Here is a 21,894-nt window from a genome sequence, read left to right as displayed (position 1 = left end):
AACCCGGTAAAACGACTGAATATTTGGAGGGATACGATAAAATGGGTATATTGAGTGGCAATCCCAAAGACGAACCCATGCACTACGGAGAAATCTTCAGCGTGTGGCAATGCTCCATGGTGGCAAAAGGCTCCATTTCCTGTTACCAGGCGTACATGAACCATGCAGGAGATAAGGATCTGAAAAAAATCCTTGATGACCTGCTGGATCAGGCCAAACTGGAAATTAAAGAGTGCGATGCTTTGTTGACCGAGAATGGCATTGCTCCGGCCCCAATGCTGCCCGAAAGACCTCCTGTCAAATTGGAGGATATCCCCGCTGGCGCAAGGTTTACTGATCCTGAAATCGCAGCCAAAATCGCAGCAGACACCTCGTTGGGTCTGGTTGCTGCGAGCCAGGTCATGGGACAATCCATCCGGGAAGATATCGGTGCATTATTCGCCAAATATCACGTAACCAAGACGGCACTAGGCGTGCGCATTTTGCAATTGGTCAAAGAAAAAGGCTGGCTTGTTCCTCCTCCTCTTCAAATCAAAAGACCAGATTCGGAGTAAGCATACGCAGCGCCTAATTTAAGGAACATTCAATGCCCGTTCAAGACAAAGAAGGAGCCGTCATTCTGCTCCCTCTTTGTCTTTTTTGTGTTTCCCTTTTGTTTAGAATTAATTGGACAGGTTATATAGATTTAGAATTAATCAACCATACCATTGGAGGGATTCACATGTTCAGACACCAAAAGGAATTACAATTCGAAGTAAAAGTAGATCGCCCGGATCCCGTATTTGCCCGTCAGGTCCAGGAAGTATTGGGTGGACAATTCGGCGAAATGACCGTAATGATGCAGTACCTCTTTCAAGGATTCAATTGTCGTGGCGAAGAAAAATATAAAGATATGCTTATGGATATCGGCACCGAGGAAATCGGCCACGTTGAGATGCTCTGCGCTTTGATCAGCCAGCTGCTGGATGGCGCCACACCTGCTGAACAGCAAAAAGCAGCTGAGGATCCTGTTACTGCTGCCATTATGGGAGGAATCAATCCTCAACATCTACTGGTGAGCGGACTCGGCGGTTTACCTACGAACTCTACTGGCGTACCTTGGAATGGTTCATATATTGTGGCAAGCGGCAACCTTCTTGCAGATATGCGTTCTAACCTGCATGCCGAAAGTCAGGGCCGTCTCCAGGTTGCACGACTCTATCACATGACTACCGATGAAGGCGTTCGGGCGACGTTCCGCAAAATGTTGGCACGTGACCGTTACCATCAGTATCAATGGATGGCTGCCATTCAGGAATTGGAGGAAAAGAACGGCGTCGTTGTTCCTGCTTCCTTCCCACCAGAGGCCGAGCAGGAATCTCAACCTGAAGCCTATGAGTTCTGGAATCTTTCCGAAGGTACAGAATCCAGTGAAGGTTTGTGGGCGAAAGGAAGTGCTCCAGATGGTACCGGGGATTTCGTGTACGTTTCCAATCCTGTTCCAAAAGGGCAAGTCTACGAGCCTGTCATTCCTGCCACAGAACTACATCATGACCTCGATGGAAAAGCGAGCGATAAATAATCGTTAACCCATTGAAGTATTCATTATATATATCATTTCTTTTACGTTTCTACTCTATTATTTTGGGTACTAATCAATAGACAACGATATCTGGAGGTGTTTCACGATGGCGACGAAAGAACTTGCAGTACACGAGAAACTTGAAATTCATGAACTGCTAACGCTCAAAACATCATGTGCTACTAAAGCGGTTACCATACTGGAACTGGTCCAAGACGAGAAACTAAAATCCTTGATTGAAGACGATCTGAACAATTCATCCCAAGCGATTGAAGAGTTGAAATCCCTATTGAAATAAGGAGGATTCTTATTATGTCTACGACAATGACCAAAGAAATGCTGGTAAAGGCCATCAAGCCAATGGATGATCTTGCGATTGCCACCGATATGCTTCTGTCAGCCAAGTCAGCTGTACGCACTTATGCGATTGCTCTTACCGAAACGGCAACACCACGAGTTCGAAAAGTGCTGAAGGCCCAACTGGACACTGCAATTGATACGCATCAAAAAATCGCCGACTATATGATCAAAAATGAAATGTATCATCCTTACAATATCGAAGAACAAGTTGAGCATGATTTGGAAAAATCGGATACGGCTTTGAAATTAGCGGACTCCAAATAAAATGTTAAAGTTAAACGACTCAGTGTCTACTGAGTCGTTTTGTAGTTCACTATTCCACATTTTCCTATATTCCAATATGTATTTAATATTCATTCCAACTTCATGATTGTCTTAAAGCATCACTTATTAATCTTCATTCTTTTCTTGATAAGAATAACAATTAATAATATGAGCGGAAGAACAATTTGAAATAACGGTGAAGAATAGATCAACGCAATGCCTCGCCCAACTTCAAGATGCTCTGTAAAATTCGGAGACAAGAATGACAGTCCATACAACACAATCCCTGCAGGCAGTACCCATCTCCGGTAACTAGCTCCAGTGATTCTTTCAAGCCCTATTACAGCACCTTGGAAAAAAAAAGCGATCTTAATCCCTAATCCCAAGAACAGGAGCAGCGTGAACAGGGCGTCCATCCGTTCAAGCACCTCTGTCATGTCAATTAATTGAACGGTTTGCAGCAGAGGGAGCGTACTAAACATTGCGATGTCGGGTCCCATAACGAAAATAATGAGTTGATTGATAAATGTTAAACTGACCGCGGTAGCGATATATGCTATGATCACGACTTTGTTCAGATTCTTTCCTTTACGGCCATAAGGATAAAAGACCAAAAACAAAACAACTTGTCCGAATGGAAAGGATATAATTTCTGGAATAGCAGCCTTGAATATGTTTCCCCACCCGTTTTCCAATACAGGCAAACTCAATTCAGTATGAAAAAGACCAGTGGCAGGAATAAGAATACTGATTAACACGTAACCGAAAACTATTACAGGGAACAAAATCATGCAAATGAGGAACAGCACACGATATCCGTACCGCACGGTGTTGGCTACAACCAGCAGACTGATTATACTGATCAACCACATGGGTGTTTTATTTAACAACGTCAACGTGGTAACCTCACTCAGATCCCGCAGATTCCGGGAAGCTTCATAAGCGAAATAACCGATAAATGATAAGCTTACTACTGTTCCCAGTATCTTGCCCATGTAGCGTTTCAACAAAAGGAACAAATCCAGGTCGGGTTCCTGGTGATGAATGGTAAGATGGATAATTAGCAGCAATAGGCCAGCAAATGCTCCAATTAGCATCGCTAACCATGCATCCTGCTTCGCTTCTCCGCCCATTAGAAACAAGGTTGTACTTCCAACTTCGAACAGGGAAAGACCAGCGGCCAATTCGGATACACGAACGGATCCGGCTGAATTCATATTTACACATCTCCTTGGCGTTAATGTTCCCCTTCACTTTCTCCACTTTCCTTATGAAGCAACCGACTGAATGAATCCTGCAGCAGCCCGGTTCGTCTTAGGCTTACGTCGACGTTTACGTTAATCTCCATCTGTGCCAACTCCTGCGGCCACTTTTCTTTTAATGTTTTCCAGTCCTTTGGATGTCTTTGATGAATTTTGTTAGCAATGCTTAACATGTCGGCATGGAGCCGCTGACTTGCTTTCCACCCCTCCATCATCTGCGAGGTAATGATTCGCTCAGCTTGCAGCTGCAATTCGTCAATAATATGTGGGCTTGTTATATCTGCAAGTGTTGTGCTCTCATTCAGTTCAGCTTTGACTTTGGCATTCACCTGAATGCTGTAATGATGACCCGACTTCACGGGCTCAACCTTGACACTTGCTTTTTGAATCAAAAAAGAATTGATTTCACCATGTGTATTGACATAACTCAAATTAGTTCTATTCACTCGGTCAGTTAGCCACGAAATGCCCATACTCTCTCTTTGATTCAATACACCGATTTGCTTATCTTTATAAAATACACTTAATCCTTGAAGTCTTAGCTTGCCTCGCGTTGATGTCTGCCTAAAAATATCGATGGACTCCAGTTGTTTAGTGTCTTGCCCTTTTACTGTGAGGATGGGAATGCCCGCTGAACCACTGTCGGAAGTTATTTTCAAAGCAATTTCATGCAGATTCATGACCGGATAATAGGATCCAAGCTCATGGTTACGTTCTATAATCTGAGATAGTGCCCGGCCAGGTTGTTTTTCTGGTGGTACCAGTTTCTTTAAGTAATCTTTCGCCTGCCCATCTGCGATGATCACCTTAACCGATTCCCTGGCATCGATATTGCGATAGTAGTCATCCAAGATCTCTGACAGTCCATATTGTGCGGCTTCTTGGCCAATTAATATGACATTGGTATGTGAAAAGTATAACTTTTTGGGATTCTCCAGACTGCTTTGGGCTACCGCTTCCCTAATCGTTTTCCCTTGAGATGAAAAGGTAGTCACCGCGGATTGGGATCCACCAGAAGATCCGTTTGTACTGCTTGCAGGAGGAACAATGATCTGATAGGTAATCAACCAGTTACCGTTCTTTCTGTCATATCCTGCTGCAGTCGTAATGCCCAGTTCATTCAGCTCCGTACGATTACCACACCCGGCAATAGAGATCACTGAAACGAGGAGTATAAGGATGTAGAAACACCGGATCACAAAACTGCCTCCCTCTTATCTATCAGGTTCAGGTTCTTGAATATGTTCTACAACACTGTTGGAGCCTGAGGGATATTGATTTGCCGATTGCCTTGTTTTGTTGGGCCCTGCTTTTTCATTCGGTCTCGTCTTCATCGCCCACCAAGGTACCCGCAAGATCAGATCCTTCATGTTTGACTTGTAAAACGGGCTGAAAGGCATCATATAATCCGCACCCAATGACTTGAGCGATATCAAATGAACCAACAATGGCACTGCACCTACCAATATACCGAACAATCCAAGGGTACCAGCCAGCAGCATGAATGGAAAACGCATCAAACGTACTGCTGTTGCCATGCTGAAGTAAGGAATAACAAAGTTGGAGATGGCCGTGAACGATACCACGATAACCATCGCTCCGGAAACCAATCCCGCTTCTACTGCCGCTTGGCCAATAACCAATGCACCTACAATGGATATCGCTGGCCCAATCGCTCGTGGCATCCGAACGCCTGCCTCACGAATGACCTCAAACGTAATTTCCATAAGTAACGCTTCAAGTAACGCAGGAAAAGGCACACCCTCCCGCTGTGCGGCAAGTGTAATTAATAAGGTAGTAGGAATCATCTCTTGTTGGAATGTGGTTAATGCAATGAAAGTAGATGGGAGCAGCAAAGAGACCAAAAAAGACATTAATCGAATGGCTCTCAAAAAAGTAGAAATATCATAACGCTGGTAGTAATCTTCTGTCGTTTGAAAAAAGTTAAAAAAAGTCACGGGGCCAATAAGAGCAAATGGTGTCCCGTCAACAAGTATCGCTACTTGTCCATCGAGCAAACTGCCGGCTACTGTATCGGGCCGCTCGGTATTGATCAGCGTTGGAAAAGGGGTGATCGGAGCGTCCTGAATGAACTCCTCTATGTAACCACTCTCGAGTATACTGTCCGTATGAATGGCGCTTAAACGCTTCGTCACTTCTGCTACCACTTCCGGCTTGGCTATGCCCTGAATATAAGCCACAGCAACCGATGTTTGTGTATAGTCTCCGATATGATGCATTTGAAATTTCAAATCAGGAGTCCGTATTTTTCGCCGAATTAAAGTCATATTGGTATTGATTTCTTCGGTGAAACCTTCCTTAGGTCCCCTAACTACAGTCTGAGAAGTCGGCTCTTCCACTGACCTTCTTGCTCCTCCGGGAATGGGAACTGCTATGGCATAACGCTCACCATCAACCAGTACAACCACATGCCCGGTTAAAATTGCGCGGTAAATCAGATCTGGTGAATCCAGATTTTCAATATGACCCGTAGGTAAAATCCTTCTCACGACATCGTCCGCTCGTAATTCCTCATTAGATGGGGCAGTATTAACAAAATGGACGACATGTTCCATTAGCTCTACAAGCAGGACTGGGTCAGTTAAACCTTCAATATAGCAAACCGCTAATGGGATATCATAGGCTGCAGATTCAGCAAATTCACGAACCACAAAATCCGGACTATTCTTAAAAGCTTCTCTAATGGAGCTAAGTGTATTTGAAAGTGATGGATCCAGTTTTGCAAATGGCTTTGTTTGATTTTGAAAGGATTTCTCGTTCTTCTGAGGTAGCGGTTGTGATTGAAATACTCTTTTCATCCAACGGAGTAGCATAATCTCACCTCCTTTATTTCCGTTTAATATGGATCATTTCCGTAAAGATTATGCCAAAATCTAGATGTTGTCCTATTTAAGTATTCCTTGGAATAAGCTGATAAAGTACATGAAAGGAGAGGACAACGTTCATGGTACTAGGATAAATCTTACTGGGGATTTCGTTATCAGCCCCAATCGGTCCCATCAATGCTGCTCAGTTGGACAAGGGTGCGAAAGCCGTTAAATTCCTTTTTTTCATTTAAGCTTGCTTTTGCGAAGTCTCATCCCGGTAATGTGGAAGCTGGGACTTTCCAGGGGGTTATGCGGCTCTTCTTCCTGAGCTGTGCTGGTGGGCTCTTCCTTTTGCTTCTTCCGAACCCTTTGCACAATCATATCGCTAATTCCAATAACTAAGACAAGCAGCAGACTGATAAAGAAGCCGGGTCGACTCAGGGGATGGAAAAGCGTACCTGTTACAGCGAGGCCAATCAGTACCAGCCCAATCCATCGTTTGACAACGCTGAACCTCCCTGCTTTCAGAAGGCGGCCAGAAGATAACAAAATGAACAACCAATTGTACATGAGCATCAATCCAGCCGCAGTTGTTACATATTCATAGACCTTGCCAGGAAGCAGCAAAGACATGACGATGGTTGCGATAAGGCCGCATCCGATCAGTGAGAGTGCGGATAATGGATACTTCTTCTTCCATTTTCGCGAGAACAACCGCGGAGCGTCTCCTTCCTGTGCCAATGTCAGCATCATGGAGGTCACCGCATAAAGTGACGCCGTCATGGTAGAGAAACCTGCTACAATCAACACTCCATTGAACAAATGCGGAACAAATGCCAAATGATCACTGCTCAGTGCCAGTACAAAGGGACTCTCTTTGGGATTAAAGGCACCAAGCGGAACCATGGTCAAAGCAAGTCCGATCGACACAACGTAAACCGTTGAAAGCGAGATCAGCATCACTTTGCCTGCCTTGGGAGCCTCTTCCGGCTTTTGAAGCCGGTAGGACATAATTCCGAGTACCTCAATTCCCCCATAGGCATAAAAAGCAAATAGGAATGCAGACCACAGACCGATCCCACCTTTCGGGAAAATTTCAGTCATGCTCAGCGGTACGTTATGCTCGTACTTCGTTCCCCCAATCCACCCTGCGAGAAGCGCGATAGCAAGTACCAGAAACATAAGAATGGCTGCGATCTTAATAATGGCAAGTACATTTTCAACCCGGTCAAACCCTTTATTTCCGAAGAACACGATGCATAGCCCTACAATTCCAAATCCGGCTGCAAATATCCAGAGAGGAACATTCGGGAACCAAAAACGCGAAAAAATGGACAAGGCCGTCAACTGACTTCCCATAATTAGCAGCTCGGAAAACCAATACACCCACCCACTGGCAAAGCCAGCCCAGCTTCCGAATGCCTTCTTGGCATAGGAACGAAAAGATCCCTGCTCTGGGTGATCCGATGTCATTCTAGCCAAGGCATCAAAAACTACATATGTACCGAGGGCAGCCAAAATGTAAGCCAGTAATACTGCCGGGCCACCGATCGAAATCGCGAGGCTGGAGCCCAGAAAGTAGCCTGTACCAATCGTGCCTGCTACACCAAGCAAGCTGAGCTGCCACCATTTTAGTTTCTTATCCTCCGTTGAGGTCTCTGATGCTTTACTCATTTCTTCATTCCTCTTCTGTAATATTTTGGACCGCTTAAGGTATCCTTTCCCAATTGGTCCTTTTTCATGTTGAAGGCAGAAAAACAAAAAAAGCGAACGATAGGGCAAGCCCTTCATCCGCTCATATATTCACATTAATTATTGAATTGGAATTAAACCCACAACCGGATGTGGCACATAAGTTTCTTCCAACCACGCGACTTCTTCTGCTGTCAGCTTCAGGTCCATGGCTGCAAGGGCATCCTCCAGATGTGATATCTTCGTCGCACCGATAATGGGAGCTGTTACGGGCTGCTTCTGCAGAAGCCATGCCAGAGCAATGTGAACCCGCGGAACACTGTGCTTACTTGCGATCTCTGCAACCCGCTCTACAATGAAGCGATCCGTATCGGCAGTAGAGTCGTATTTGGATTTCTGCACCTGATCCGTCTCCGAGCGATGCGTTGATTCCGACCAGTCACGTGTCAGTCTACCTGAAGCAAGCGGGCTGTAGGGAATGACTCCGATCCCTTCCTCCTTGCATAGGGGAAGCATCTCTCGTTCCTCTTCACGGTACAGTAAGTTCAGATGATTTTGCATGGAAACGAATTTGGTCCAGCCATTGCGCTCAGCGACAAACAAGGCCTTTTGGAACTGCCAGGCGTACATCGCAGAAGCACCAAGATATCTTACTTTTCCGGCTTTGACTACATCGTGTAATGCCTCCATGGTTTCTTCGATTGGGGTATGGTAGTCCCAGCGATGAATTTGATACAGATCTACATAGTCAGTTCCAAGCCGCATCAGACTCTTATCAATTTCGCTCATGATCGCTTTGCGGGACAATCCGGCGCCGTTCGGTCCTTCATGCATTCGTCCATGCACCTTGGTGGCAATAACAACCTCGTCTCGTTTGGCATAATCTTTCAAGGCCCGCCCAAGGATCTCTTCACTTGCTCCCAGAGAATAGACATTCGCTGTATCAAAAAAGTTAATACCAAGCTCCAGAGCCTTCTTAATGACAGGCCGGCTATTCTCCTCGTTCAGTACCCATTGATGAATCCATCGGCTGGCATCCCCAAATCCCATGCATCCCAGGCAAATTCTAGAGACATCCAACCCTGTCTTCCCCAGCTTCACATACTCCATTTTCTCATCCTCCTCGTTATTCTTTTCTTAAGTTCTGTCGTCTATATTCCGTTGGCGAAAGATCAAAGCGCATTTTAAACACCTTGGAAAAATGAGTCGTATTTTCGAAGCCGCAGGCGTAACAGATATCCGTTACCGATTGTGTCGACTCGAGCAGGAGCTGACTGGCCAGATCCAGTCTGCGATTACGTATCCATTTTAACGGAGAAGTGTTATACAATGCCCGAAATTCCCGCTTGAACGTCGACAGGCTTTTGCCAGACAAATAGGCCAGATCTTCGATGGAAACGGGATTGGTCACATTCTCTTCTACGACTTGTTCAATCTGACTCCGTTCAGTAGGATGGGGATACAGCAGCTGTTGCAGCAAGTTTGTGTTTGCTTCAGCAAGATGAAACAGCAGCTCCATGAACTTGACGCCGACCAATCCGTCGCTGATCGAATCAGATTGGTGAAAATATGATTTTAGGGAGTTAATATATGCTCTCATTGGGGCGGTAACTGTAATGACAGATACCTGGGCGACCTCACTTGTGAAAAGAATGGCCTTCCAATCTGCAAAATCTGCGAACTTATGAAGTATATCCCCGTTCAGATAAAACATCATATAATCCAGCAAATATTCAGTACCAGGCTCACCCGACTTTTCGTAGTCTACTTTGATCGCTTTGTGCAAGAATATCATTTCATTGCTCCGTACCGTATGCTTTTCGTTCTTGTATTTAACCGTATATACACCTGATTTAACGAACAGCAGCAGATGATTTTTCAGGAAAAAGCTTCCTCTGGTTCCCTGCGTATGCAAGCAAAACTGGATGACTGTCAGCCCATTCCATTTCAAGCTTCCCTCTTTGTCTGGTGCCTGTTCCATTCCTTTTGGAGCATGAATTAGTTTTTCAGTTCGTTGTACATCCATTCTTCTTCCTACCTTCTGTCATCTCCTGCAAACATAACCATAACGCTTTTCTGCAAGAAATACTTTGCTCTGAAGCTCAAGACATGTGATCATTTCGTTCATTCTTCTAAAGGGAATGCATCCGTCAACGCCAAATCAATGAAACTAAAAACGGGTTCCAGTAAACTGGCTCCCGTTCTCTCTTCTATTCTCTTGGGTTATGACCCATTTACCCTCTAGGATATTTATTCTTATCCGCTTCCGTAATCGCTCGAATGACTCTGCATGGGTTGCCTGCAGCAATGACTCCTGCCGGTATATCCTTCGTCACTACGCTTCCCGCGCCGATCACCGTATTATCTGCAATCGTTACACCTGCAAGCACAGATACGCCTCCGCCAATCCACACATTGTCCCCTACGGTAATCGGGAGGGCAATCTCCAACCCTTGATTGCGCTGTTCAACATCCAGGGGATGGCCAGCAGTGTAAAATCCACAATTCGGTGCAATGAACACATTGGCGCCAAAGGTAATCTTCGCTGCATCCAGCATCACCGTATTATGATTACAATAGAAGTTTTCTCCAATCTCAATGTTGTATCCTTGATCACAATAAAAGGGCTGTTCTATCCAAAACTTCTCTCCTGTTTTCGCCAAAAGTTTTTTCATAATGGCTTCTCTTTCGGATATCATGCGCGGACGAAGCTGGTTGTAGTCGTAGCACAGCTCTTTTGCTTCAAGGCGTTCGTTTACCAATTGTGGGTCGTTGTTATTATCATATAAGAGTCCTTGTTGTGCTTTTTCTTTCTCGGTCATCGTCATTCGTGTAAGCTCCTTCGATGTGTCTATTTGGGTAGCCAATATTCTATGTATGGACGCAGCAATGCACAATACAACTATTATAAATTCATCCATTAGCAAATTACAAAAAAACACGAGTGACCTCCTGGATCACTCATGTTTCATTCAGCTGCCGCTGTCTCTCTATTCATTCAATGCTGTCTTAATTAAGGCATTAACCCGTGAATTGAAGAGCAGACCAATATGGGAAACCAGCGAAACCTGTATGTTATTCGCGCCGCTCAAACGGGAAAGTGCAGGAGATACAATCGTGTCACTGGTAGAGTAGATGGAAGTAACCTCAACTCCCTCTGGCGCTGAAGATGTTGTCAAACGATTGGCGCCTCCCAAGGTGACCAGCTTGTCTACTTTGGTAGAACCCCCACGGTTTAATATGTAATATAAACTATTAGCCCCGCCCATACTATGAGCCACAATGTTGACTTTGCTATGACCTGTTTCCCTAAGTACATTGTCTACGAATTGACTGATAGCTGCAGAATTCAACAGCTGATTTTCCCTGCTTGCTGGGCAGATCAATCGCAAACAGCTCATCTCTGGACCAGCCTTGACCACGCAGATAACTTTCAATATAAGTGAAATTGCTATCGGAGCCTGTTAATCCATGAACAAAGACAACAGGTGTCCGTTCTGTCGCAGCGAATGTCTTAGAGCTCTGACCGATACCAGGTAACGAAATGGCTATAAGTATGCTCATGACCATGGCAAAAAACAATTTACTCTTTTTCACATCATTCACTCTCCTAAAATATAATTTACACTATATATAATATAAGTTAATATATGGAATATAAATGGATCTTTAGTCTCAAATTTAATAGATTAAATCGTTAGTAAAGATTTCCTTTAGCCATCCACCCCCTTCTCTGTTATGCTGAATGACGGCAAATTTCAATTTACAGGAGGAACTTCCTAGATGAGACAAACGATTAACCGCATCACTCTTTGCTTCTTCGCCATGATCCTTGTGGTATTCCCTATTTCGTGGAGCAAAGCCCAGGCTGCCGATTCGTACAAATCGCTGGATTTGTATTTCCCGACAGATATTGATGGCCACTGGGCATACGATACGCTTGACAACTTCGTTAACGCTGACCTTCTTAACGGTTACAGCCTGGGCAATGGCGAGGTCGCTCTTAAGCCCAATCATCCCATCACTCGTGCAGAATTCGTAGCTATTCTTGTTCAGGCTACAGGACTACATAGTACAGCTCAGGGAAAATCCTTCAGTGATGTAAAAGCAGGCAAATGGTATGCGGAGTCCATTCGGATTGCCAGTTCACTTGGCGTCGTTGGGGGTGTAAGCAGCACTGAATTCGGACCTGACCTCCCGATCACACGCGGTGATATCGCGGTAATGGTCGTACGTGCGTTCTCCGATACAGTCGAGTTTAAAGGTGAATCCATAACCTTCAAGGACGTTCCAAACTATTATGCAGCTTCCGCCATTACCAAAGCGAGCCAGGCTGGTATTGTTTCAGGAATGACAACAACTACGTTTCAGCCTTTCGCAAAAGCTACACGTGCTCAAGCTGTAGTTATGCTTGAACGAGCTTTACAATTGGAGCAAACCGAGCTGCCGGAGGCATCTGAACTGACGGCACTGGCTTCCACTGCTACGGACTCGGAAATTCAAGCCATGACGGATCATAACTATGATCAGCTGTCCGTAACCTATGCAACCTATTACACCGGATATCAGCTTTCATCCAATTTTACGTCTCTGGAGGATATCACTTCTGTAGTAGATGAGGGAACCACAATGGATATTGAGATGCTCTCCCAACCGAATTTTACTGTCATCGAAACCTCTAACCGTTTGGCTGTATTAGAAGCAGAAGGCGGCAAGATGAAAGTAACGATCCATTCGGGTAAAGAACAACAGGAAGAAACGGTTTCCATGGACGGATTGTATAAACTCAAAAAAATGAATGATAACAGCTGGAAAATCTATGCCATCCTGCCTTATGAAGAATAGGGACTAATCTATCATTCATTTCATTAACACTAAAAAACCACTGAATCCTCATTCAGTGGTTTTTGGTTCTAATAGATTATCCATCAATTCGTAACACCCTGTTACGGCAGCTTTCTTGCTTTGAGCGCCAATTCGTAGGCGTTTCCCCCTCCCATAGCCGGAATGCCCGATAAAATGAATTCTGGTCTTCATACCCTACAAGAAAGGCCACTTCTTTGATATCAAGTGACGGATCAGCTAGGTATACTCGAGCCTGCTCATGTCTGGCTTGGGTCAGCAGCTGCTTGAAGCTGGTGTTCTCATCGGTGAGTCTGCGCTGTAGTGTCCGATTACTTACGCCTAACTCCTGCGCTACGATTTGGATATCGGGACGTCCACCTGTTAGGCTCCGTTTAAGAATCCATACGACCGCTTCTGTCATGGATTGAGCCTGTTTCTGTTCGTCCAGCGAGCGATCCAGTATGGGCGTCAGCATCTCAAGCAGCTCTTCGTTATAGGAGATGAAGGGCAGATCCAGATCTTTTTGACGCAAAATCAATCGATTCCTTGGTGCACCCATCCGGATATGGCAGCCGAAGTAAGCTTCCAGAGCCTTTACGTCTCCCATGGGCTGTGAGAATTCGACCTGCATTGCATTCAAAGACTGCCCTGTACCACGACGTCCCAGCTCCAGAAGAAAGGCCAGCGTAATTCCAACCAGGACGGGAGGTCCGAATGGTCCACCATTCATCCACTCCAGTTCAATAATACAGCGATCCTCCTCCTCGGTAATGTGCAAGCTTTCGGGAGGACACATTCGTTTGTACCGAGCCATCCGATATAGCGCATCACGGTAGTCACGGGCATGGTAAGTGGCTAGTACACTTGGTGGATAGTGGGCTGTTTCATAAGCGGTTGCCAGTTTGATGATTCCTTCAGCCGTGTCACCCATGAGGTCGGAATAAGCCTGCCAGATTGCAAAATATTCGTCAGTATTGACGATTGTATTCGTAAGCTTGGTGAGTGGCAGTTGTGCTCTGCGGGCTACGACACGGGTGTCGATCCCCATTTGCTCCAAGCCTGCCCAGAATCCGGCTGGAATCTTAATACGTTCAATGGAATGCGGCTTCATCTTTCGGTCTCCTTCGATTGATCATAAGTATAAACAAGAATACTCCTTCATCTACCAGATGTCTAATCTCATGGTCATGCCAAATAGAAGAACAACCAAAACCACACCCCCCTCATAAACTGACCTAACCCCTTTGCCTTCAATGCAAAAAAGCCGCCATGATGGCGACTTCTTGTTCTTGCAATATAAATTATTTCTTAATAATTCCTTGCTTGATCAGCTCGTTCACATTAAGCGATTGGTCATAAGGAACATCGATCTTGCCTTCATTCACCAGTTGAATGATCTCATCCCGATAAGGGCTTTCGAGGTCGATTCCAACGATCTCCCAGTTATTGTCCACTTCCGGAGAAATCTCCTGATGCTCTTGAATATATTCCACCAGGTAATCCCGAATGCTGCGTGGTGATTCCCAATCGCGGTTTGCTTCTACCAATTTGTAAGCTTTCAGTGCACTGCTGTATCGATAGTTGTTTACAGCAAGCTTCAGTTCTTGTGTATCAGCCAGAGGCTTGCCTTGATACATTACATCGATGATACGCTGCCCTGCAGGCTTGGACAGGTCGATTTTGTAGTCTACGCCAGCAAACATGTCATACAAATAACCTGGAACCTCAGGATCGAAGCTGATCGAAACGTCTCCCTCTTTCCACTGATTGTAGTGTGAGGCAGACCATTCCATATACGCCTTCAGTTCTTTACCCGTAACCTTAACGGTATAGAGCACATTATCGAATTTGTAAATATCGAAAATATTCGCATATGTGATATTGCCTTTTTTCAGATTGGAGGTGTCTTTGAAGAGTGCAGCGGCCGAAACATCCGCTCCGCTCACTTCCATCTGAACCTTGTTGATCAGATCAACCACGGCTGTATCTTGAAGCTTGCCTTCAGGAATCCCATTAATTTCATTCACAGGCTGGAAGTCCTCGGTTGCCTGACCGAAAATACCACCAGACGATCCTTCCGCTCCAGCAGAACCACCACCTGTAATGAATTGGATCGTAGCTTCGTGCTCTTCCTTCACCAGGTCACGAATCGCTTGATCAGGGGTGTAGGAAGCCATGTCTACCACTTGAACCTGACGGTCCGTCACTTTATTTTTACCTTTTTCTTTTTTCACTTCGATATCAAAACGCACAATGTCACGGCCAAGGTTGCGAGGGCCACCGATAACGGTTTGTCCGATTTTTTCGTTAACCACGATGTGCATGTGCCCAACCAGCATGGCATCAAGTTCAGGCACCATATTTACAATTCGTTCAGCGGAGTCTGAAGCTCCGTCTTCGTCGAACTCAGCAAACATGCCTGCATGAGCGCTCGCGATAAGTACATCCACTTTTTTCTCATTTTTGAGGTATTGTGCATACTTCTTCACCGTTTCACCCATATGCTCGAACGTAAGGCCGTCTACCTTATCACCGTCCCAACGAGGTACATTGGGTGTCGTTACACCGATAATCCCTACTTTTATGCCATCTACATTGATAATCGTGTACGGCTCGCCAAGTGTCCCGCCATCTTCTGTCTTGATGTTGGCTCCAAGTACGGGGAAGTTCAGTTCTTTCATAATTCGATCCACATGATCCAGTCCAAAATTGAATTCATGGTTACCAAAAACCATGGCATCGTACTTCATGGCGTTCATGGCTTTGGAAACAGGATGAATGACATCCGTGTTTTTACGATAAATATCATCTGTTAAAATATTGCCTTGATATGTGTCCCCATTGTCAATCAACAGCACGTTAGGGGAGGTCTTCTTCACTTCATTGACATATGTAGATATCCGTGCGAGCCCGTTATTCGTTGTTTCCGCACTATCTTCATAAGTATAGCCCCACAGATTCCCGTGCACGTCAGAGGTGCCCAGAATGGTGATTGTAGTGGATTCGGCTTGCTCTTCTTTTTGAGGAACCTCAATCCCTGTGGATGGCTTCTCAAGAAGCTTTAGCTTTTGGCCCACTTGAAGGACATTCACGTTTTTCAATCGATTGAGCTTTTGCATCTCTGCTACGGTTGTCCCATTTGTTTTGGCGATGGTCCACAACGTATCTCCTTTTTTAACGGTGTACGTCTCGGCAGCCGCAATTCCACCAAAAAGAGTAGAGAACACCAAAACCATGATGACAATCCAGCTGAGCTTACTACGATGCTTCATAAATCCCTTTCACCTCTTGTCTTATGATGTATGTTACCAGGTCTTTCCTCTAGATCATAACAAGATAAATGAAATAATTGGAGATTAAATTTACGTTTTGAGCTAAATTATTACATTTTGCAACACATTCTTTTCGTTACGGCAGATACATTACATATATTATTGATAATCATCCAACATTTAGGAGGTTATGAATCGAATTATTGTATTGTCATAAAAAAAGCCTGATCCACTTAAGGACCAGGCTTCAAATGAACTATCCTTCCACGATATCTGCTTGCAGAGCAGTCGCGACTTCAATCATCTTGGGAACCACAGCTTCACTGGAAATAGCCACGTACAAATCCCCAGAATATAGCCGGAAAGGAATGTCCACGTTGTCCTGCTTCCACATAAAGAAATCTCCATCAATGGACATGGTACTTTCGGTTCCCTGTACAGTGTAAACCTGTGAATACGTAAAGTCAGGCTGGGTTGCAAAGTATGCCTTGCACTCTTCCAGAGTAATGGATGGTTCCCCATTTTGTTCCTGCATGGTTCGGGTGATACGGAAACGCTGATTCATTGATATGCCTCCAGATTGATTAATTCAAGACTATATTATCATTCATAATAGCAATTTACGTATCGTTTCGGCAAGAAAGGTGCTCGGCAGCCGACAGGCATGTTCATTTTTCTATATAGGCATGCGATCTATACGTTGCTGGTTGGAATGGAAAAGAACCTCCCTTGGGAGGTCCTGATGATCTTCATATGGACTTATTGTTGAACCGTGCCTTTGCCTGCTTTTACAGTTTGGACTTCATACATATTTACGGTTGTGCTGATCAGATATGCAGGTTTTTCCTGCCCTCTCTTGTTGCGGTGGCCCTGGATGTGTGCATCGCTTTTCTCCCAGTTTTTCCACGCTTCCTCCGATTCCCAACGAATCATAACCATAACCTCTTCATGTTCCTTGCTCTTCTTGTTGACCATGACGCTAAAATCAATCAGACCAGGCATGTCCACCACTGGGGTTGGGCCATTGAAACGTTCCAGCACCTTGTCACTGTGCCCTTTTTCGATAACCATACTGCGTGTTTGTATCAACATCTGTATTCCTCCTGATTGCAGTTACACTGGAAACCTACCAGCCTAACCGCATTTGGTTTACTCTTTCCACTATTGTAGCCCAATTGAAAATGATTATCAATAAAGCCGAATTAGTCTATCTTGTAATTGGAACTCTATGAAAATTTTGCTATACTACACTATGCTAGATTACTGTCCATACGTCCTTTTTTCTACTATTTTATGAATGTGGAGGAATATAAAAACATGGCTCGTAAACACATAGGCAAAACCATTGCTGCCACCTTGATTGGTTTGTCCTTGCTTGGAACGACGGTAAACATCGGTGATGTGCATGCAGCACCTGCCATATCAGTCAAGTTGGATAATGTAGCACTCCAATTTGATGCCGCCCCTCGAGTTGACAAAGGCGTTACTTATGTCCCCTTCCGTACCGTAGGTGAAGCATTGGGGATCCAGATTACGTGGAATAGCAAAACACAAACCGTCAAAGCCGTAGGCAGTGTAAAAGGTCAGGCTACAGAGGTCCTCCTTCAAGTGGGAAATACCAGCGCTACCGTTAACGGCACCAAAGTGAAGCTTGCCGCAGCCCCGGTTCAACGAGAAGGACGCGTACTCATTCCGCTGAGTTCGTTCAGCAGCCAATTCGGCGTAGGTGTGAAATGGGATCAGGCCACACGTACAGTTTCTCTCGTATCCCCACAGCGTGAAATGCATTTGAGAGCCTTTTATGCCGTGCGGGCATTTCATGAAATCGATCTGGTCCCATCCATGAACTCTATAGCTTTTGGCTGGAGTCGAATTGACCGGAATGGCCAATTTACGCTTCAAGGAGATGAATATTATCTGCCTGAGGCAGCAGGCGAAGTGACCCCTCAGACCATCGTAGCGGATGCTGCAGATCAGAATATCATACCGTACCTTATGGTATACGCACTGGATGGTCAAGGCGAGCTAACCAAAGTTTTGAGTGACAGCAGTCTGCGCGACAAGTCGATTCAGGGCATTAACGAGGCTGTGACTGAGAATGGATTTGGTGGCGTTGTTCTTGATTTTGAAGGTCTGGGTTTCAAACTGGATGCCAAGCAGCAGCAGAAACTGCTTAACGATTATGTCAAACAGTTAAAAGCCTCTCTGCCTCGTGACATTTCGATATCACTGGCTGTTCCGCCTCTGAACAGCGCATATAAAGGCTATGATTACAAAACGCTCGCTTCCTTGGCAGACGATCTTATTATTATGGCTTATCAATATAACCCTGCCGGTACCAAGGCACAGGTCCCTGAACCCAACAGTCTTGTTGACCAAGCGATCCAGCTTGCACTTAACGCAGGTGTTCCAAAAGACAAGCTGCTGCTTGGGATTAACTTAAACAGCGAAACGGGAACCTCCGTTGATGACAAGCTTGGCTTGGCCAAGAGATATGATCTCAAAGGAGCAGCATTCTGGCGCCTTGGCTTATTCCGTGAATTCAACAATCAAATGGTAGATGCGGTGAATTCGTCAGTGATCAAAGAGTAAATGAACATTCATTTTGATGTGTAGGGCATGATGAAGGATCTCCTGCCCTACAGGAGTTTGTCCACGCAAACTTGTCTTCTATGAATATACTATTCTATCTTATCGGATAGGAGGTATGCAGAATGACTCAGTTTCTGGACGCAAGAGTCTCACAAAATGCAACGTGGACCAATTCCATCAACATACCGATTCCAGCAATCAATACCCCTATGCTATTTGCCCAGATCGGTCTTGTGACCACGGGTACTGGGACCAATCCCAGGGTTCAACTCAAAGGGACGATTACAGTTCAGTTACCTCTGGCACTTTTCGTAGTGAGAATTACCATTGTGAGAGGTACGCTGGCGACAGATCCTATCATCTATTCGGCAAATAGCACCTATGGATTGAGCGGTATACTCGCACCTGAAATCATTACTTTTTCAGCGAATGACTTCAACCCGCCCATTACACCACAACTGACGTATTCAGCGTTTATCAGTACGAACCTGCTCGGAACGGTTCGAGTCGGACCCGAAAATTTTGACGGCTTCCTCGTATCAGATTGATCATTAATCGATTTACATTCAAAAACCCTACCGCTGCAAATCCGGTAGGGTTTTTTGAATGAAGAAAAGCCCCCTCACAGTTGAAAGGCTAGATGCCACTTCAGCTGTACAGGGAGCTACTTTAATCAGACGTTATTAAGAATACTGCTTCAATACCTGCCCCAGAATTTCAATCCCCTTCACAATCTGTTCATCGGAAGGTGTGGAGAAATTCAATCGGATCGCATTGCAAGGTTCACTCTCATCAACGAGGAAAGCCGTGCCTGGAACAACGGCTACGCCGCTGGCTGCAGCTGCCTTGGCATAATCCAGCATCGGAATATGAGCCGGCAGATCACACCAGAGGAAGAGGCCACCATCCGGTTGGGTAAATGTTATTGAATTCCCCATGTGTTCCTTGAGTTTGTCCATCATTAAGGCAGATTTTCTGCGATATATTTCGCGAATACTGCTGATATGTTCTGCATACTGGTATTCTGCCATGAACTTGTAGGCCAAGATCTGAGGAAGCATCGCCGTATGTACGTCTTCTCCCTGTTTGGCAACCACCATTTTCTGCACGACTTCGTTTGGTGCCAGCACATAACCAACACGCAAGCCAGCAGACAGGATTTTGGAGAAGGAGCACACATAGATCACTAGTCCCTCTTCGTCCATGGATTTGATCGTAGGCACATCTTCGCCACTGAACCGAAGCTCACCGTATGGATTATCTTCCAGAATCATTACACCATACTGTTTGGCAAGAGCATAAATGGCTTTGCGTTTCTCCAGACTTGTCGTTATTCCCGTGGGATTTTGGAAACTCGGAATCAGGTAGATCAATTTCACATTCTGCTCTGTCTGCAGTGCCTGTTCCAGCTTGCCGATATCCATACCGTCACTTTCCATTGGAACACCAACCAGTCTCGCACCTGAAGCCCGGAAGGAGTTCAACGATCCTATGAAGCTTGGGCTTTCACAGATGATCGTGTCTCCCTCGTTGCAGAATACTTTGCAGGCAAGCTCAATGCCTTGCTGTGCACCCGAGACAATAAATAGCTCGTCCGATGCTGTGCCCGTGTTATAGTTCGTCTTCAGGTGATGGGTCAATGTATCGCGCAGCGGGCCGTAACCTTCGGTTATCCCGTATTGCAGAGCCGTTACCGGATCCTGCTCCAGAATGGACTGTGTGAATGTCCGAATGGCTTCAATGGGAAACGTCTCCGGAGCGGGATTACCCGCAGAGAATGGAATAACGTTCTGACCCGAGGATGCCTTCAGGATCTCTCGAATAATGGATGGCTGCAGCGCAGCAATCCGGTTAGAAAATGAATAGTTCATCTTAATATAATGCCTCCCTGCTTCAAATCTGACGCTCAATACTACTTCTACATTCTTTTCTATTATACGAGTACTTCTCTGTTTTCAAAATGGTCTGCTTCAAATTCATCAAAAACAATAAAAAAAGAGGTCGACATACGCCGCCTCTTACAGATCTACCAATATGCTCGTTTTCCCACATTATCCGCGAGCTGCATTCATTTCTGATAACCTTGTAGCCTTGATCAGATATGCTGCCAAACCAGGAAAAACGCGTGCGAGCGCGGGATAATATTTATTAGTTTTGGCAAAAGCCAGCTTCTGAATTCTGCGTGCACGCCGAAGCAGCTCTGTAAATTCCTCACTCGCGTCTTTTGTGTATCCTTCCTTCCACTCCGCAAATCCGATGTCCTTTTGCAAGTAACGGTGGGTCCACTCTGCACACAGGATGGAAGATCGCAGCGCAATGGACATGCCATCACCGCACAGGGGAGGAATCATCAGCATCGCATCTCCAATCTGCGGGAACTGAGACCAAGGCTCAGGCATGTTCGACAAGTGAAGTGGAGCGATGGAAACCTGAGTTCCCTGAACAGGCTTTCCAGCTGCCAGTCTTGCTGCGAGCCTTCCATTCGTTTCCGAGGCGGCCTGCAGGATATCGGTTACAGACTTGCCGCTTCCCTGCACCGTATCCAGCGTTAATAAGGCTGCAACATTCGCATAGCCATTCTCGATCGGTGAAATGCCGACGTATCCTCCCTCACAGAAATAAAGTTCAACTCTAGCAGGCATATCAAGTCCACTGTAATGAGACTTTAGCCCAACGTATACAGTATCATCCCGAGTTTCAGGCGGAGACGTCATTCCTCGCGGCTTTTTCGTTCCATACGCTCCGATGACAGCCTTCGTTCTATAGCTTAACCGTTCATTCCCTTGTTTGACCTGCACCTCGTAACATTCATCTTCAAGCAGCTGAATACCAACGATGGTCGCTTTTGTTATTATCTCCACCCCCGCAGCTTTAGCTTGCTTGTGGAGAAGGCGATCCAGTTCATGTCGACTGATACCATAAGCGGGTCCTGGCAAGGGGGCTTCAATCTGACCACCCTGAGGCATAATGATCTGTGCATGATCCATCGTGCTGGGCTTCACTTCCTGAAGCTGAATATTTAGATACTCCAGCATTTCTTTGGTCTCCGGTGACATGAATTCGCCGCAGGTTTTGTGTCTGGGAAATGACTGTCGATCCAACAGAAGCGTACGATGACCCTGTCTGACCAGCTGCAGGGCGCACGAACTGCCAGCGATTCCAGCACCGATAACTATGACATCTATTGATTCGGACACCTAGTATCACCTGCCTTTACA

General features: G+C 45.5%; 20 protein-coding genes and 2 pseudogenes. 8 read left to right on the top strand and 14 right to left on the bottom strand.

What is annotated here, in order from left to right:
- Window positions 1-41: 41 nt before the first annotated feature.
- The 4 genes from F4V51_RS13525 to F4V51_RS13510 all read left to right on the top strand — a co-directional run bounded on the left by F4V51_RS13525 (window position 42) and on the right by F4V51_RS13510 (window position 2,185).
- Window positions 42-554 carry a DUF3231 family protein gene (locus F4V51_RS13525; protein WP_153978365.1) on the top strand — a complete coding sequence of 171 codons (513 nt, stop codon included), beginning with the start codon at window positions 42-44 and terminating at the stop codon, window positions 552-554.
- A 167-nt stretch (window positions 555-721) separates the two neighbouring features.
- Window positions 722-1,561, top strand: coding sequence for a manganese catalase (locus tag F4V51_RS13520; RefSeq protein ID WP_095287311.1), 840 nt, complete (start codon window positions 722-724; stop codon window positions 1,559-1,561).
- A 106-nt stretch (window positions 1,562-1,667) separates the two neighbouring features.
- Entirely contained in the window at window positions 1,668-1,859 is a 192-nt protein-coding gene (locus F4V51_RS13515) for a spore coat protein (RefSeq protein ID WP_153978364.1), read from the top strand.
- A gap of 14 nt (window positions 1,860-1,873) precedes the next feature.
- Window positions 1,874-2,185 carry a spore coat protein gene (locus tag F4V51_RS13510; protein WP_153978363.1) on the top strand — a complete coding sequence of 104 codons (312 nt, stop codon included), beginning with the start codon at window positions 1,874-1,876 and terminating at the stop codon, window positions 2,183-2,185.
- Between the two features lie 119 nt (window positions 2,186-2,304).
- On the opposite strand, the gene F4V51_RS13505 is transcribed toward F4V51_RS13510, so the two are convergent.
- Genes F4V51_RS13505 through F4V51_RS13495 form a run of 3 tightly spaced genes read right to left on the bottom strand, consistent with a single transcriptional unit; the run spans window position 2,305 to window position 6,281 of the window.
- The gene (locus F4V51_RS13505) at window positions 2,305-3,402 is read right to left on the bottom strand and encodes a GerAB/ArcD/ProY family transporter (protein WP_153978362.1); all 1,098 of its coding nucleotides are present in this window, start codon (window positions 3,400-3,402) and stop codon (window positions 2,305-2,307) included.
- Between the two features lie 20 nt (window positions 3,403-3,422).
- Window positions 3,423-4,646, bottom strand: coding sequence for a Ger(x)C family spore germination protein (locus F4V51_RS13500; RefSeq protein ID WP_153978361.1), 1,224 nt, complete (start codon window positions 4,644-4,646; stop codon window positions 3,423-3,425).
- A 15-nt stretch (window positions 4,647-4,661) separates the two neighbouring features.
- Window positions 4,662-6,281 (bottom strand): spore germination protein, encoded by a 1,620-nt coding sequence (locus tag F4V51_RS13495; protein ID WP_153978360.1) that lies wholly within the window; start codon window positions 6,279-6,281, stop codon window positions 4,662-4,664.
- A 146-nt stretch (window positions 6,282-6,427) separates the two neighbouring features.
- Between F4V51_RS13495 and F4V51_RS29060 the strand changes: the two are divergent.
- Window positions 6,428-6,499 (top strand): annotated as a pseudogene (locus tag F4V51_RS29060) (amino acid transporter); the annotation flags it as partial.
- A gap of 19 nt (window positions 6,500-6,518) precedes the next feature.
- Here F4V51_RS29060 and F4V51_RS13485 read toward each other — a convergent pair.
- From F4V51_RS13485 to F4V51_RS13465, 5 genes and pseudogenes are all read right to left on the bottom strand, one after another.
- On the bottom strand, window positions 6,519-7,949 hold the full coding sequence (locus F4V51_RS13485) for an amino acid permease (RefSeq protein WP_153978359.1): 1,431 nt from the start codon (window positions 7,947-7,949) through the stop codon (window positions 6,519-6,521).
- Window positions 7,950-8,087: 138 nt separating this feature from the next.
- Window positions 8,088-9,077, bottom strand: coding sequence for an aldo/keto reductase (locus F4V51_RS13480; RefSeq protein WP_153978358.1), 990 nt, complete (start codon window positions 9,075-9,077; stop codon window positions 8,088-8,090).
- Window positions 9,078-9,093: 16 nt separating this feature from the next.
- Window positions 9,094-9,993 (bottom strand): AraC family transcriptional regulator, encoded by a 900-nt coding sequence (locus tag F4V51_RS13475; RefSeq protein WP_153978357.1) that lies wholly within the window; start codon window positions 9,991-9,993, stop codon window positions 9,094-9,096.
- Window positions 9,994-10,201: 208 nt separating this feature from the next.
- A complete protein-coding gene (locus F4V51_RS13470) occupies window positions 10,202-10,789 on the bottom strand; it encodes a sugar O-acetyltransferase (protein ID WP_153980689.1) in 588 nt (195 codons plus the stop codon).
- A gap of 168 nt (window positions 10,790-10,957) precedes the next feature.
- Window positions 10,958-11,537 (bottom strand): annotated as a pseudogene (locus F4V51_RS13465) (esterase/lipase family protein).
- 213 nt (window positions 11,538-11,750) lie between these two features.
- On the opposite strand from F4V51_RS13465, the gene F4V51_RS13460 reads away from it, so the two are divergent.
- On the top strand, window positions 11,751-12,812 hold the full coding sequence (locus tag F4V51_RS13460; protein WP_153978356.1) for an S-layer homology domain-containing protein: 1,062 nt from the start codon (window positions 11,751-11,753) through the stop codon (window positions 12,810-12,812).
- A gap of 76 nt (window positions 12,813-12,888) precedes the next feature.
- Here F4V51_RS13460 and F4V51_RS13455 read toward each other — a convergent pair whose 3' ends face one another.
- The 4 genes from F4V51_RS13455 to F4V51_RS13440 form a co-directional block, all read right to left on the bottom strand.
- Entirely contained in the window at window positions 12,889-13,923 is a 1,035-nt protein-coding gene (locus F4V51_RS13455; RefSeq protein ID WP_153978355.1) for a helix-turn-helix transcriptional regulator, read from the bottom strand.
- Window positions 13,924-14,113: 190 nt separating this feature from the next.
- Complete coding sequence (locus F4V51_RS13450) at window positions 14,114-16,084, bottom strand: 5'-nucleotidase C-terminal domain-containing protein (RefSeq protein ID WP_153978354.1); 1,971 nt, start codon at window positions 16,082-16,084, stop codon at window positions 14,114-14,116.
- A 256-nt stretch (window positions 16,085-16,340) separates the two neighbouring features.
- Window positions 16,341-16,649 carry a hypothetical protein gene (locus tag F4V51_RS13445; protein ID WP_095287322.1) on the bottom strand — a complete coding sequence of 103 codons (309 nt, stop codon included), beginning with the start codon at window positions 16,647-16,649 and terminating at the stop codon, window positions 16,341-16,343.
- Between the two features lie 194 nt (window positions 16,650-16,843).
- A complete protein-coding gene (locus tag F4V51_RS13440; protein WP_153978353.1) occupies window positions 16,844-17,176 on the bottom strand; it encodes an antibiotic biosynthesis monooxygenase in 333 nt (110 codons plus the stop codon).
- A gap of 225 nt (window positions 17,177-17,401) precedes the next feature.
- Here F4V51_RS13440 and F4V51_RS13435 point away from each other — a divergent pair, with 225 nt between their 5' ends.
- Both F4V51_RS13435 and F4V51_RS13430 read left to right on the top strand, forming a co-directional pair.
- Window positions 17,402-18,676, top strand: a complete 1,275-nt coding sequence (locus F4V51_RS13435) for a stalk domain-containing protein (RefSeq protein WP_153978352.1) — start codon at window positions 17,402-17,404, stop codon at window positions 18,674-18,676.
- 122 nt (window positions 18,677-18,798) lie between these two features.
- Window positions 18,799-19,224 carry a hypothetical protein gene (locus tag F4V51_RS13430; RefSeq protein ID WP_153978351.1) on the top strand — a complete coding sequence of 142 codons (426 nt, stop codon included), beginning with the start codon at window positions 18,799-18,801 and terminating at the stop codon, window positions 19,222-19,224.
- 135 nt (window positions 19,225-19,359) lie between these two features.
- Here F4V51_RS13430 and F4V51_RS13425 read toward each other — a convergent pair whose 3' ends face one another.
- On the bottom strand, window positions 19,360-20,547 hold the full coding sequence (locus F4V51_RS13425) for an aminotransferase-like domain-containing protein (protein WP_153978350.1): 1,188 nt from the start codon (window positions 20,545-20,547) through the stop codon (window positions 19,360-19,362).
- 180 nt (window positions 20,548-20,727) lie between these two features.
- The gene (locus tag F4V51_RS13420) at window positions 20,728-21,873 is read right to left on the bottom strand and encodes an NAD(P)/FAD-dependent oxidoreductase (RefSeq protein ID WP_153978349.1); all 1,146 of its coding nucleotides are present in this window, start codon (window positions 21,871-21,873) and stop codon (window positions 20,728-20,730) included.
- Between the last annotated feature and the right edge of the window lie 21 nt (window positions 21,874-21,894).

Origin of the sequence: Paenibacillus xylanilyticus, from assembly GCF_009664365.1 — a bacterium.
In the GTDB taxonomy this organism is placed as follows: domain Bacteria; phylum Bacillota; class Bacilli; order Paenibacillales; family Paenibacillaceae; genus Paenibacillus; species Paenibacillus xylanilyticus_A.
This window is presented reverse-complemented; position numbering and strand designations above follow the sequence as displayed.

What these genes read in the sequence shown, in the direction of transcription:
- F4V51_RS13520 (WP_095287311.1), top strand. Translation starts at nt 722, where the DNA reads ATGTTCAGACACCAAAAGGAATTACAATTCGAAGTAAAAGTAGATCGC.
- F4V51_RS13485 (WP_153978359.1), bottom strand. Translation starts at nt 7,949, where the DNA reads ATGAGTAAAGCATCAGAGACCTCAACGGAGGATAAGAAACTAAAATGG.
- F4V51_RS13450 (WP_153978354.1), bottom strand. Translation starts at nt 16,084, where the DNA reads ATGAAGCATCGTAGTAAGCTCAGCTGGATTGTCATCATGGTTTTGGTG.
- F4V51_RS13435 (WP_153978352.1), top strand. Translation starts at nt 17,402, where the DNA reads ATGGCTCGTAAACACATAGGCAAAACCATTGCTGCCACCTTGATTGGT.
- F4V51_RS13480 (WP_153978358.1), bottom strand. Translation starts at nt 9,077, where the DNA reads ATGGAGTATGTGAAGCTGGGGAAGACAGGGTTGGATGTCTCTAGAATT.
- F4V51_RS13475 (WP_153978357.1), bottom strand. Translation starts at nt 9,993, where the DNA reads ATGGATGTACAACGAACTGAAAAACTAATTCATGCTCCAAAAGGAATG.
- F4V51_RS13495 (WP_153978360.1), bottom strand. Translation starts at nt 6,281, where the DNA reads ATGCTACTCCGTTGGATGAAAAGAGTATTTCAATCACAACCGCTACCT.
- F4V51_RS13515 (WP_153978364.1), top strand. Translation starts at nt 1,668, where the DNA reads ATGGCGACGAAAGAACTTGCAGTACACGAGAAACTTGAAATTCATGAA.
- F4V51_RS13460 (WP_153978356.1), top strand. Translation starts at nt 11,751, where the DNA reads ATGAGACAAACGATTAACCGCATCACTCTTTGCTTCTTCGCCATGATC.
- F4V51_RS13430 (WP_153978351.1), top strand. Translation starts at nt 18,799, where the DNA reads ATGACTCAGTTTCTGGACGCAAGAGTCTCACAAAATGCAACGTGGACC.
- F4V51_RS13470 (WP_153980689.1), bottom strand. Translation starts at nt 10,789, where the DNA reads ATGACCGAGAAAGAAAAAGCACAACAAGGACTCTTATATGATAATAAC.
- F4V51_RS13425 (WP_153978350.1), bottom strand. Translation starts at nt 20,547, where the DNA reads ATGAACTATTCATTTTCTAACCGGATTGCTGCGCTGCAGCCATCCATT.
- F4V51_RS13440 (WP_153978353.1), bottom strand. Translation starts at nt 17,176, where the DNA reads ATGTTGATACAAACACGCAGTATGGTTATCGAAAAAGGGCACAGTGAC.
- F4V51_RS13445 (WP_095287322.1), bottom strand. Translation starts at nt 16,649, where the DNA reads ATGAATCAGCGTTTCCGTATCACCCGAACCATGCAGGAACAAAATGGG.
- F4V51_RS13455 (WP_153978355.1), bottom strand. Translation starts at nt 13,923, where the DNA reads ATGAAGCCGCATTCCATTGAACGTATTAAGATTCCAGCCGGATTCTGG.
- F4V51_RS13510 (WP_153978363.1), top strand. Translation starts at nt 1,874, where the DNA reads ATGTCTACGACAATGACCAAAGAAATGCTGGTAAAGGCCATCAAGCCA.
- F4V51_RS13525 (WP_153978365.1), top strand. Translation starts at nt 42, where the DNA reads ATGGGTATATTGAGTGGCAATCCCAAAGACGAACCCATGCACTACGGA.
- F4V51_RS13505 (WP_153978362.1), bottom strand. Translation starts at nt 3,402, where the DNA reads ATGAATTCAGCCGGATCCGTTCGTGTATCCGAATTGGCCGCTGGTCTT.